The sequence below is a fragment of the Roseateles aquatilis genome, from assembly GCF_002205645.1.
Taxonomy (GTDB): domain Bacteria; phylum Pseudomonadota; class Gammaproteobacteria; order Burkholderiales; family Burkholderiaceae_C; genus Roseateles; species Roseateles aquatilis.
The window spans coordinates 146,503-158,545 of record NZ_NIOF01000004.1; the positions used below are offsets into that span (position 1 = coordinate 146,503).

5 protein-coding genes are annotated in these 12,043 nt (G+C 71.6%); 4 read left to right on the forward strand and 1 reads right to left on the reverse strand.

Annotated elements, in window-relative coordinates:
• Nucleotides 1–62 precede the first annotated feature (62 nt).
• The 4 genes from CDN99_RS11200 to CDN99_RS11215 all read left to right on the forward strand — a co-directional run bounded on the left by CDN99_RS11200 (nucleotide 63) and on the right by CDN99_RS11215 (nucleotide 7,952).
• Nucleotides 63–3,734 carry a response regulator gene (locus CDN99_RS11200; RefSeq protein ID WP_202820253.1) on the forward strand — a complete coding sequence of 1,224 codons (3,672 nt, stop codon included), beginning with the start codon at nucleotides 63–65 and terminating at the stop codon, nucleotides 3,732–3,734.
• A complete protein-coding gene (locus tag CDN99_RS11205; protein WP_141100740.1) occupies nucleotides 3,731–5,068 on the forward strand; it encodes an HD domain-containing phosphohydrolase in 1,338 nt (445 codons plus the stop codon). The genes CDN99_RS11200 and CDN99_RS11205 overlap by 4 nt, the downstream gene beginning before the upstream one ends.
• Nucleotides 5,069–5,133: 65 nt before the next feature.
• The gene (locus tag CDN99_RS11210; RefSeq protein WP_088384941.1) at nucleotides 5,134–6,126 is read left to right on the forward strand and encodes an LLM class flavin-dependent oxidoreductase; all 993 of its coding nucleotides are present in this window, start codon (nucleotides 5,134–5,136) and stop codon (nucleotides 6,124–6,126) included.
• 188 nt (nucleotides 6,127–6,314) lie between these two features.
• The gene (locus CDN99_RS11215; RefSeq protein ID WP_088384942.1) at nucleotides 6,315–7,952 is read left to right on the forward strand and encodes a hypothetical protein; all 1,638 of its coding nucleotides are present in this window, start codon (nucleotides 6,315–6,317) and stop codon (nucleotides 7,950–7,952) included.
• 53 nt (nucleotides 7,953–8,005) lie between these two features.
• On the opposite strand, the gene purL is transcribed toward CDN99_RS11215, so the two are convergent.
• Nucleotides 8,006–12,025, reverse strand: a complete 4,020-nt coding sequence (gene purL / locus CDN99_RS11220) for a phosphoribosylformylglycinamidine synthase (protein ID WP_088384943.1) — start codon at nucleotides 12,023–12,025, stop codon at nucleotides 8,006–8,008.
• Nucleotides 12,026–12,043: the final 18 nt, after the last annotated feature.

A 12,043-nucleotide genomic window follows, 5' to 3' on the forward strand; every position in this document is an offset into this window, starting at 1 on the left:
GTCCGACGGTTCACATCCACACATGCCCGGCGGACGCCGACCGGGTTCCTGGGAGGAATGGGATGGGTCGCCTGTCGGAATGGTTGTTGAGGCATCGCCGGACCGCCTGGTCGCTGGCCGCGCTGTTGGCGCTGAGCCTGGGCGCGGTCGTCAGCGAGGTGCATCGGCGCTCGCTCGAACGCGACTTCCACCGCTCGCTGGCCAACGCCGCGCAGCGCGAGGCGCTCGGCCTGCAGGGCCTGACGCTGACCGGCAAGGGCATGGGGGCCGTGGTCCTGGCCGGGCAGCTCAACCCGGCGCTCAAGGCCGCCGTCCTGATCACCGATGTCGAGGTCGCTCGGCGCGAGCGGCCCGGCGCGCAGGCGCTGGAGGTGCTGGCCCGCAGCGTCGGCGCGCAACAGGCCTACGTGGTCAACGGCCGCGGCGTCATCGTCGGCGGCTGGGATGAGGCCGGCACGCTGCCCATCGGGCTGGACGTCGCCTTCCGCCAGTACTACCGCCAGGCGATGCGCGGCCAGCCCAACGTCTTCGCCGGCATCAGCATCACCACGGGCCAGCGCGCCTTCTGGCTGGCCGCGCCGGTGTACGCCCAGCCGGGCCAGACCGGCGACATCGTCGGCGTCGTCGCCGCGCGCCTGTACGCGGACGCGCTGGACCGCTTCCTCGACACGCGCAGCTATGCCGGCGCGCTGCTGGTATCGCCGCACGGTGTGGTGCTCGCGGCCAGCCGACCGGAGTGGCGCCTGGGCGTGGACGGCGAGCCCACCGCGCGGCGCGCCGAGGCGCTCACCGCCAGCCGCCAGTTCGGCAAGCTGTTCGCCGACCCGACGCGCATCCGCCGCCTGCCCTTCGCGTTGGGCGCCGCCAACGCCGAGGTCGACGGCAACCGCCTGGCCGTGGTCCAGGCCGACGTGGGCTGGAACGACCCGGCCGGGCCGTGGCGGGTGGTGCTGCTCGGCGACCTCGACGCGCTGGAGCCCACCACGACGCGGCTGGGCGTGGGCGCGCTCGTGGCGCTGCTGGCCTTCGGGCTGATGGGCGCGTCGCTGCGCGGCCTGGGCCACCGCAGCGCGCGCGAGCGCAAGGACCTGGAGCTGCTGGACCAGCACCGGCAGTTGCAGGCGCAGCACCTGCAGCTGCAGACGCTCAAGGAGGCGGCCGAGGAGTCGACCCGCGCCAAGTCGGACTTCCTGGCCAACATGAGCCACGAGATCCGCACCCCGATGAACGCCATCATCGGCATGTCCCACCTGGCGCTGCAGACGACGCTGGACGCGCGCCAGCGCAACTACATCGAGAAGGTGCATCGCTCGGCCGAGAACCTGCTCGGCGTCATCGACGACATCCTCGACTTCAGCCGCATCGAGGCCGGCAAGCTGAGCCTGGAGCGCGTGCCCTTCCGCATGGAGGACGTGCTCGACCACCTGGTCAACCTGATCGGCTTCCGTGTCGAGGACAAGGGCCTGGAGCTGCTGCTGAGCGTGCCGCCCGACCTGCCCACCGCGCTGGTGGGCGACCCGCTGCGCCTGGGCCAGGTGCTGGTCAACCTGGGCAACAACGCGGCCAAGTTCACCGACCGGGGCGAGATCATCGTCGCCATCGAGGCCGTGACGCCCGAGCCCCGCGACGGCGCGGCGGCCCCGGAAGCGGAGGTCGAGCTGCACTTCCGCGTCCGCGACACCGGCATCGGCATGACGCCCGAGCAGCAGGCCCGCCTGTTCCAGAGCTTCAGCCAGGCCGACAGCTCCACCACCCGCAAGTACGGCGGCAGCGGCCTCGGACTGGCGATCTGCAAGCAGTTGGTGGACATGATGGGCGGCCGCATCTGGCTGGAATCGGCGCCGGACCACGGCTCCACCTTCCATTTCACGGCGCGCTTCGGGGTGCAGTCGGAGGGGTCCGACCTGCCGGCGCGGCGCGCGCTGATGGCGCACGAGCTGGCCCACCTGCGCACGCTGGTCGTCGACGACAACCGCGCCGCGCGCGAAATCCTGTCGACGCTGGGCGCCAGCTTCGGCCTGGACATGACGACGGCGGCGGACGGCGAGCAGGCGGTGCGCGACGCCGAGCGCGCGCAGGCCGAGGGCCGCCCCTTCGCCCTGGTGCTGATGGACTGGCAGATGCCGGTGATGGACGGCCTGGAGGCCACGCGCCGGCTCGGCGACGGACGGCTGGAACAGGCGCCGGCGGTGGTGCTGGTGACCTCGTTCGGCCGCGACGACTCGCTGACCGCGGCGATGTCCGCGTCCGCGCCGCGCCGGCGTCCGGTGCTGCTGACCAAGCCGGTGACGGCGTCCTCGATGCTCGCGGCGATCGGCGAGGCGCTCGGCCATGCCGACCTGCCCGCCCCGGCGGCCGATCGGCGACGCAACTCCGCGCGCGAAGCGATGCGGCAATTGGCCGGCGCGCGCATGCTGGTGGCCGAGGACAACGAGCTGAACCAGGAGCTCGCCGCCGCGCTGCTCGAAGACGCCGGCCTGCACGTCACGCTGGCCGCCAACGGACGCATCGCGCTGGACCTGCTGCGGGCGGCGCCGGCGAGCTTCGACGGCGTGCTGATGGACTGCCAGATGCCGGTGCTGGACGGTTACGCGGCGACGCGCGAGCTGCGCACGGACCCGCGCTGGCAATCGCTGCCGGTGATCGCGATGACCGCCAACGCGATGAGCGGCGACCGCGAGAAGGTGATCGAGGCCGGCATGAACGACCACATCGCCAAGCCGCTCAACGTCGACCTGCTGTTCGAGGTGCTGGCGCGCTGGATCCGGCCGGCGCATCCGGCGGCGGAGGTGCCGATGGACACGCGCTCCGGCGCCGGTCGGCGCATCGACACACGCCGCGCCGACAACCGGGCGCTGAGCGCCGGCGATGCCGCGGACCCGACCGCCGCGGCCGCCGCCGACACGCCCACCGTCGCCGGCGTGCTGCCGCCCATCGTGGGGCTGGACCAGCAGGCCGGACTGGCGACGGCCGGCCATCATCCGGCGTTGTATCGCAAGCTGCTGCGGACCTTCCACGACACGCAGACCGACTTCGCGGCGAGCTTCGCCGATGCCGCCGCGGTCGGCGATCTGGTCACGATGACGCGCATGGCACATTCGCTGCGGGGCGCCGCGGCGACGCTGGGCGCCGGGCCCCTGGCGACGGCGGCGGGCGCGCTGGAGCAGGCCTGCGCCCAGCGCCTGCCCGCCACGGAGCGCGAGCCGCTGCTGGCGCGCGCGCAATCGCAGTTGGCGGCCCTGCTGGTCTCGCTGGGGCGGCATCAGGCGCTGGAGGCGCAATCGCAGGGCCGGTCCTCGACACCTTCGCCGGCGCCATCGGCCCCCCCGTCCCGGTCGCCGTCGAGAGATCCGCATGACACGGTGCCGATGCCGCGCGTGGAAGCCGCGTCGGCATCGGGCGCCGAGCTCGATGCCGCGGCCTCGGCGCTTGACCCGGTCTCGCGGGCCGCGCTCGACGAGACACTCGATCGACTGGACCTGCTGCTCGTCGACAGCGACTCCGCCGCGGCCGATGCCGCGCAGGCCCTGGACTTGCAGTTGAACGACCTGGTGTTGCCCACGGCACGACTGCGCGTGCTGCGTCGCGCCGTCGACGCCGCGGCGCGTTTCGACTTCGATGTCGCGCTGGCCCTGATCCGCGAGGATGCGAGCCAGTACCGCGGCGGCCCCACCGAGCCGCCGCCCGCCCCCGGCCATTCGCCCGGCCGGTTTTCCTCGGGGAGCGTCGCATGAGCCCACCCATCGCGCCATCCGTCGATGCGTCGACCGACACGTCGACCGGCCGGCCCGGCGATCGCCCCACCGACCGCCCCGTCAGCGGCCCTGTCGGCGGCCCCGCCGCCCCCCCCTCGGCGCGCTTCGGCGATCCGTCCGCGAGCCCGCGCACGGCCGCCGCCGCCGGCCCGCGCGAGGACGGGGATCCCACCGACGGCGCGACCTTGCTGGTGGTCGACGACACGCCCGACAACCTGACCTTGATGAGCGAGCTGCTGCGCGACCGCTACCGCGTCAAGATCGCCACGCACGGCGAGAAGGCGTTGCGCATCGCCGGCGGTGAATCGCGTCCCGACCTGATCCTGCTCGACGTCATGATGCCGGGCATGGACGGCCACGAGGTCTGCCAGCGGCTCAAGGCCGATCCCGCCACGCGCGAGATTCCGGTGATCTTCCTGACGGCCAGGTCCGACGTCGCGGACGAGACGCGCGGGCTGGCGCTGGGCGCGGTGGACTACATCACCAAGCCGATCAGCCCGCCGATCGTGCGGGCGCGCGTGCGCACGCACCTGCAGCTCAAGGCCGGCGCCGACTTCCTGCGCGACAAGGCCGCCTACCTGGAGGCCGAGGTGGCGCGTCGCAGCGCCGAGCTCGCGGCGATCCAGGACGTGACCATCCACGCGATGGCGTCGCTGGCGGAGACGCGCGACTCGGACACCGGCAACCACATCCGCCGCACCCAGCATTACGTCCGGGCGCTGGCCGAGGCGCTGCGCGGCCACGCGCGATTCCGCGACACGCTGACGAGCGACTACATCGCCACGCTGTTCAAGTCGGCGCCGCTGCATGACATCGGCAAGGTGGGCATCCCCGACCGCATCCTGCTCAAGCCGGGGCGCTACACGCCGGAGGAGTTCGAGGTCATGAAGGACCATCCGCGGCTGGGTCGCGACGCGATCGCGCAGGCGGAGGCGCAACTGGGCACGCCGGTCGGCTTCCTGTCGATGGCCAAGGACATCGCCTACGGGCACCAGGAGAAATGGGACGGCTCCGGCTATCCGCAGGGCCTGGGCGGCGACGCGATCCCGTTGTCGGCGCGGCTGATGGCGCTGGCGGACGTCTACGACGCGCTGATCTGCCGCCGCGTCTACAAGCCCGGCATGCCGCACGAGCAGGCGGCGGCGATCATCGCCGAGGGTCGCGGGCGCCACTTCGACCCGGATCTGGTCGACGCGTTCCAGACCATCCAGGACGAGTTCCAGGCCATCGCGCACCGCTTCGCGGACGACGACGTCACGATGCAGCGCAAGCGCGAATGGATGGAGACGGTGAGCCCGCCCGACATCGCCTAGGGAAGGTCGCGCGCAGTAACCCTGCCGGCACCCCGGACCTTCCCCCCCGCCTAGACTCGGCGCCCATGCAGACCCGACTCTCGATCCTCGACCTCGCTCCCATCGTCGAAGGCGGCACCGCCGCGCAGGCGCTCCAGGAAAGCATCGCGCTGGCGCGGCACGCCGAGCGCCTGGGCTACCAGCGTTACTGGGTGGCCGAACACCACAACATGGACGGTGTCGCGTCCTCGGCCACGGCCGTGCTGATCGGCCAGATCGCCGCCGCGACCAGCACGATCCGCGTCGGCTCCGGCGGCATCATGCTGCCCAACCATGCGCCGCTGACGATCGCCGAACAGTTCGGCACCCTGGCGACGCTGTTCCCGGGCCGCATCGATCTGGGCCTGGGCCGGGCGCCCGGCACCGACGGCCCGACGATGCGCGCGCTGCGCCGTCACCTGTCGACCGCGCACGAGGACCGTTTCCCGGAGGACGTGCTGGAACTCACCGCCTACCTCGCGCCCGAGCAGGAGGGTCAGGTCGTGCGCGCCATCCCCGGCCAGGGCACCGAGGTGCCGATCTGGCTGCTCGGCTCCAGCCTCTACGGCACGCAACTGGCCGCCTATCTGGGGCTGCCGTTCGCCTTCGCGTCGCACTTCGCGCCGTCGATGCTGATGCAGGCGCTGGAGATCTACCGCGCCCAGTACCGCCCCAGCGTCAAACATCCGAAGCCGCACGCGGCGGTCGGCCTCAACATCATCGTGGCCGAGACCGACGCCGAGGCGCGGCGCCTGTTCACCTCGCTGCAGCAGCGTTTCCTGGGCATGCAGCGCGGCCAGCGCGGACCCATCCCGCGCCCCGTCGACAGCATCGACGCGTTGTGGACGGCCGGCGAGAAGCTGGCCGTGGAACGCATGCTGGCGGAGTCCATCGTCGGCTCGCCCGACACCGTGCGCGCCGGCCTGCGGGCGACGCAGGCGCGCACCGAGGCGGATGAATTCATCGTCGCCTGCGCGGTGCACGACCCGCTGGCGCGGCGGCGGTCGTACGAGTTGCTGGCGGCATTGGCCCAGGACTAGCGCGGCCACGGCGTTCGACCGTCGGCCTCACCTACCGGAACCGGGAACCGCACGTCCACATTGCTGCCGCGGCGGCGGCCTGGTCGCGCAACTCGCGGCATTGCGGCGCCCCCCTCGCGGGAAGACCATCGGAGTCACGTTCTGCCCACAAGGCAGGACGGTCGAGTTCACTCCAGGAGTCTTGCCCCATGTCGCTTGTTTCCCGACCGATCGCTGCCGCGGCAGACGCCGCCGCCGTCGTCCAGGCCACCAGACGTCGCCCCCGCCGTCCGCCGCCGCGGCGCGGGCAGGCCGGCTTCGCGATGCTGCTCGAGTTGTCGCTGGGCTTGACGGTGCTGTCGGTCGCGACGATCGGCTGGGTACGAGGCCAGGACTTCATGCACAAGGTCGCCGTCGGCAAGCAGGCCGGTGAAAAGCAGGCCGCGATTCATGAGGGTGCGCTGGGATATGCGCGCGACCACGGGCAGCGCATCGTGCTGCTGCCGCGTGCCTGCGAGCAGGTGGCGCTGTCGCTGCCGTCCAGCGGGACCGGCGACGGTTCGTTGACCACACGTCCGCCGCCATCCGGCTGCGAGCTGACGATCGACGGGCAGCGGATCGCCAACGGCTATCAGCCGACAGTCGCCGAACTCAACGCGCTGGGTTACATGGACGAGGACGACAAACTCCCCTTGCCCCATGGCGACCTCGTCGTCAACGAGCACTCCGGGCAACGCATGGCGCCGAGGTGGTTCACCTCGATCCGCTGCACATCCGCCTGCGACGACCGGCTCGACACCAAGGCCGCGGCGGTGCCCCGTCCCGCGTCCGCGTCATCGGCCGCATCGACGCCCGCACCAGCCGACCGCCGGCCCACGCTCGCGGTGACGGTCTTCAACACACAGCCCTTCTATGCGGAAGCGCTGCCGTTCGGCGCGCTGGCCCAGATCCAGGCCGCGCGCAAGGCACTCGGCCATGCCGGGGTGTTGTCGCCTCCCGGCTCGACGCCCGAGACCGCCGCAGCGCTGAAAGGCAGTCGCCTGCCCGTCCCCAACCCCATCCGCGGCGCGACCCCGGACTCCGGCGCGCCAGGCGTGCTCGCGGCGCATGGGTTGGTGCATTTGACGGACCGGCATCGGCGCTCGGCCGAGGTCTCGCCGTGCGTGGCAGGAGGCAGCGCCACTTGCCGCGATGGATCGGCACCGCCAACCGCGCGATGGGATTTCAACGGGCAGGACCTGGCCAACGTCGGGCGGTTGACCGTGAGCGGCGACACGACAGTCGCCGGCGACCTCAGCGCCGAAAAGATAGTGCAGGCGAAGGAGCGCCTGATCGTCGGCCAGTCGCCGCGCCCGCCACGCCATTGGGACCGGCATGTGGTCGGCCGCGAGAACATGTTGGACGCCAAGATGGAAGTCAACGGCAACGCCTACATCGACCGGGATCTACAGATCGGCGCCCGGTACCCGCATGGAGGCGCGAACCTCAACGTCGGCAACGGCAACGTCACGGTGCACAACGGCGTGGTGAAGGTGCTCAGCGGCTACGGCGACTTCTCCGGTGGAACCGCGGCGATAGGCAACTCCCGCCTGGCGGGCGTGCGCCTGCCCACGACACGCGCGCCGGGTCTGCCGTGCGACCCCGACGGCAGCAGCCCGGAACTGTCCGGCGGCAACCTCGGCCTGCACTTCGACGGCACGTCCATGCATGTCATGGTCTGCCGCCCCCATCAACGCGACAGATGGGGCGGCGGCGACAGCCAGACGCGGCCGATGAGCGGTCTGTGGACCCGGTCAGGCGATGGACGGGCCGAGGGTCGACTGAATGAGCCGCTCGCGCCGAACTGAACGAACCGCTCACGCCGTGAGCTGGCGTGGCGGCTTCGGCCATCGGCCGGGCCTCAGCCCACCCACTTCCGCGCATTGCGGAACATCCGCATCCACGGGCTGAACTGCGCGGCGTCGCCGCCGGTCCAGCTCATCTGGATGTTGCGGAAGACACGTTCCGGATGCGGCATCAGCGCAGTGAAGCGGCCGTCGGCCGTCGTCACAGCGGTCAGGCCTTGCGGGCTGCCGTTCGGGTTGAGCGGGTATTGCTCGGTGGCCTGCCCGTTGCCGTCGACATAACGCATCGCGCGCAGCACCTGATCTGCATTGCCGCGTTGCGAGAAGTCGGCGAAGCCCTCGCCGTGCGCCACCGCGATCGGCAGGCGGCTGCCGGCCATGCTGGCGAAGAACAGGCTGGGGGACTCGAGGATCTCGACCTGCGCCAGGCGCGCCTCGAACTGCTCGCTGCGGTTGCGGACGAACTTGGGCCAGTCCTGCGCGCCCGGGATCATCGGCGACAGCGCGGCCAGCATCTGACAGCCGTTGCACACGCCCAGCGCGAAGCTGTCCTGACGCGCGAAGAAGCCCTCGAAGGCGTCCTTCAACCGCGGGTTGAAGAGGATGGAGCGGGCCCAGCCCTCGCCCGCGCCCAGCGTGTCGCCGTAGCTGAAGCCGCCGCAGGCGACAAAACCCTTGAACGTCGCCAGGTCGACCGCGCCGGCCTGCAGGTCGCTCATGTGTACGTCGTAGCTGTCGAAGCCGGCCTGCGCCATCGCGTAGGCCATCTCGATGTGCGAGTTGACGCCCTGCTCGCGCAAGATCGCGACCTTGGGTCGCACGCCGGTGGCGATGAACGGCGCCGCGACATCGACCGTCGTGTCGAAGCTGGGCAACCAGTGCAGCCCGCCGCCGGGCTGGCCGGCCAGCGCGTGTTCCTGGTCCGCGCAAGCGGGGTTGTCGCGATCGCGGGCGATGCGCCAGGACACCTGATCCCAGTCCTGATGCAGATCCTGCAGCGGCGCGGCGAACACCTTCTTCGCGTCGCGCCAGACCTCGGCCTGCGCCGACGTGTTGGTCTTGCCGACGACATGGCTGAACTTCGACAAGCCGTGCGTGCGCAGTGTCTGCAACACCGCGTCGCGATCGCCGGTGGCGACCTGCAGCACGACGCCCAGTTCCTCGTTGAACAGCGCCTTCAGCGTCAGTTCCTCGCGGCGGGCGCTGACCTGGCCGGCCCAGTTCTTGGAGTCGCCCATCTCGGCGCGGCTGTCGCTGATGCCGTCGCCTTCGGTGACCAGCATGTCGACGTTCAGGCTGACACCGCGCTGGCCCGCGAAGGCCATCTCCAGCGCCGCGGCGAACAGACCGCCGTCGCTGCGGTCGTGGTACGCCAGCAGCTTGCCCTGGCCGCGCAGGTCGTTGACCGCGGTCACCAGCGCCTTCAGCTGCGCCGGATCGTCCAGGTCCGGCACCTCGGGGCCGAACTGGCTCAGCGTCTGCGCCAGGATGGAGCCGCCCATGCGCATGCGGCCCTGGCCGAGGTCGACCAGGATCAGCGTCGTGTCGCCGTCGCGCAGTTGCGGCGTCAGCGTGCCCCGCACGTCGTCCAGCGACGCGAAGGCCGTGATGATCAGCGACACCGGCGCGGTGACCTGGCGGGCCTGGCCGCCCGCGTCGGTCCAGCGGGTGCGCATCGACAGCGAATCCTTGCCGACCGGGATGGACACGCCCAGCGCCGGGCACAGGTCCATGCCGACCGCCTTGACGGTGTCGAACAGCGCCGCGTCCTCGCCGGCCTCGCCGCAAGCGGCCATCCAGTTGGCGGACAGCTTGACGCGGGACAGCTCGATCGGCGCGGCCAGCAGGTTGGTGATGGCCTCGGCCACGGCCATGCGGCCGGACGCGGGGGCGTCCACGGCGGCCAGCGGCGTGCGCTCGCCCATGCTCATCGCCTCGCCGGCGAAGCCCTTGAAATCGGCCAGCGTGACCGCGCAATCGGCCACCGGCACCTGCCATGGGCCGACCATCTGGTCGCGGTGGTTCAGGCCGCCGACGGTGCGGTCGCCGATGGTCACCAGGAAGCGCTTGCTGGCCACGGTCGGGTGACGCAGCACGGCCCGGGCCGCGGTCGCGAGGTCGACGCCGTTCAGGTCCAGCGCGCCGCCGGAGCGTGCGACGCGGGTCACGTCGCGGTGCATCTTGGGCGGCTTGCCCAGCAGCACGTCCATGGGCATGTCGATGGCGCGCTCGCCGGTGCCGCCCGACGCGACGCCGTCCTCCAGCACCAGCTCGCGGTGCTCGGTGGTCACGCCGACGACGCCGAAGGGGCAGCGCTCACGCTCGCACATGGCGGTGAAGAGCTCCAGGCTCCCGGGCGCGATCGCCAGGACATAGCGCTCCTGGCTCTCGTTGCACCAGATCTCCTTGGGCGCCAGGCCGCTCTCCTCCAGCGGCACCTGACGCAGGTCGAAGGTCGCGCCGCGGCCGGCATCGTTCACCAGTTCCGGGAAGGCATTGGAAATGCCGCCCGCGCCGACGTCGTGCACCGCCAGGATGGGGTTGCGCTCGGCCAGGCCCCAGCAATGGTTGAGGACTTCCTGCGCGCGGCGCTGGATCTCGGGGTTGCCGCGCTGGACCGAATCGAAGTCCAGGTCGGCGGTGTTGGTGCCCGCGGCCATCGAGCTGGCGGCGCTGCCGCCCATGCCGATGCGCATGCCGGGGCCGCCGAGCTGGATCAGCAGCGAGCCGGCGGGGAACTCGATCTTCCTGGTCTGGTCCGCGCGGATCGCGCCCAGGCCCCCGGCGATCATGATGGGCTTGTGATATCCGCGGCGGATGCCGTCGACGTCCTGCTCGAAGACGCGGAAGTAGCCGCCCAGCGCGGGGCGGCCGAACTCGTTGTTGAACGCGGCGCCGCCCAGCGGGCCCTCGGTCATGATCTGCAGCGCGCTGGCGATGTGGGCGGGCTTGCCGACGGGGTTCTGCTCCCAGGGCTCGGACAGGCCCGGCAGGTGCAGGTTGGACACCGAGAAGCCGGTCAGGCCGGCCTTGGGCTTGGCGCCTCGGCCGGTGGCGCCCTCGTCGCGGATCTCGCCGCCGGCGCCGGTGGACGCACCGGGATGCGGGGAGATGGCGGTCGGGTGGTTGTGCGTCTCGACCTTCATCAGCACATGGGCGGTCTCGGCGCGCGCCTCATACCGGGGTGCGCGGCGGTCGCCCGCGGCCATCCAGCGTTCGATCTCATGGCCTTCCATCACCGCGGCGTTGTCGGCGTAGGCGATGACGGTGTGCTGCGGATTGAGCTTCTCGGTGTTGCGGATCATGCCGAACAGCGAGAGCGGCTGCGCCTGGCCGTCGATGGTGAACTGCGCGTTGAAGATCTTGTGGCGGCAGTGCTCGCTGTTGGCCTGCGCGAACATCATGAGCTCGACGTCGCTCGGGTCGCGGTCGAGCTTGGTGAAGGCGTTGACCAGGTACTCGATCTCGTCCTCGGACAGCGCCAGGCCCCAGGCGCCGTTGGCCTCGTCCAGCGCGGCGCGGCCGCGGCCCAGCACGTCCACGTGCGCCAGCGGCTGCGCCTGCTTGTCGTCGAAGAGATGGCGGGCGTCCTCGCGCGACAGCAGCACGCTTTCGGTCATGCGGTCGTGCAGCAGGTCGGCGCACGCCAGGAGTTCGTCCTCGGACAGCGGCTTGGCGCCGCCGGTCAGGCCGGCCAGCAGGCCGGACTTGAGCGTCAGGCGGTACTCGGTGACGCGCTCGACGCGGTGGATGGTCAGGCCGCAGTTGTGGGCGATGTCGGTGGCCTTGGAAGCCCAGGGGCTCAGCGTGCCCAGGCGCGGCGCGGTGACGATCAGGGCGCCGTCCGCCGGGCCCTCGTAGCGGTCGCCGTAGTCCAGCAGCGCGGCGAGCCTGGCGTGGCTGTCGGCGTCGATGGCGGTGTCGGACCAGACCCAGTGGACGTGGCGGGCGTGGATGGCGGAGATGCGGTCGCTGACGGCCTGCAGGCGGGCCAGCAGCGCGGCGGCCCGGAAGGCCGAGAGGGCATTGCCCCCCTCGAAGTGAATGAGATGCTTGGAGGAGGTGGTGCTGGCCATGGGATCCCGGGGGGTTTG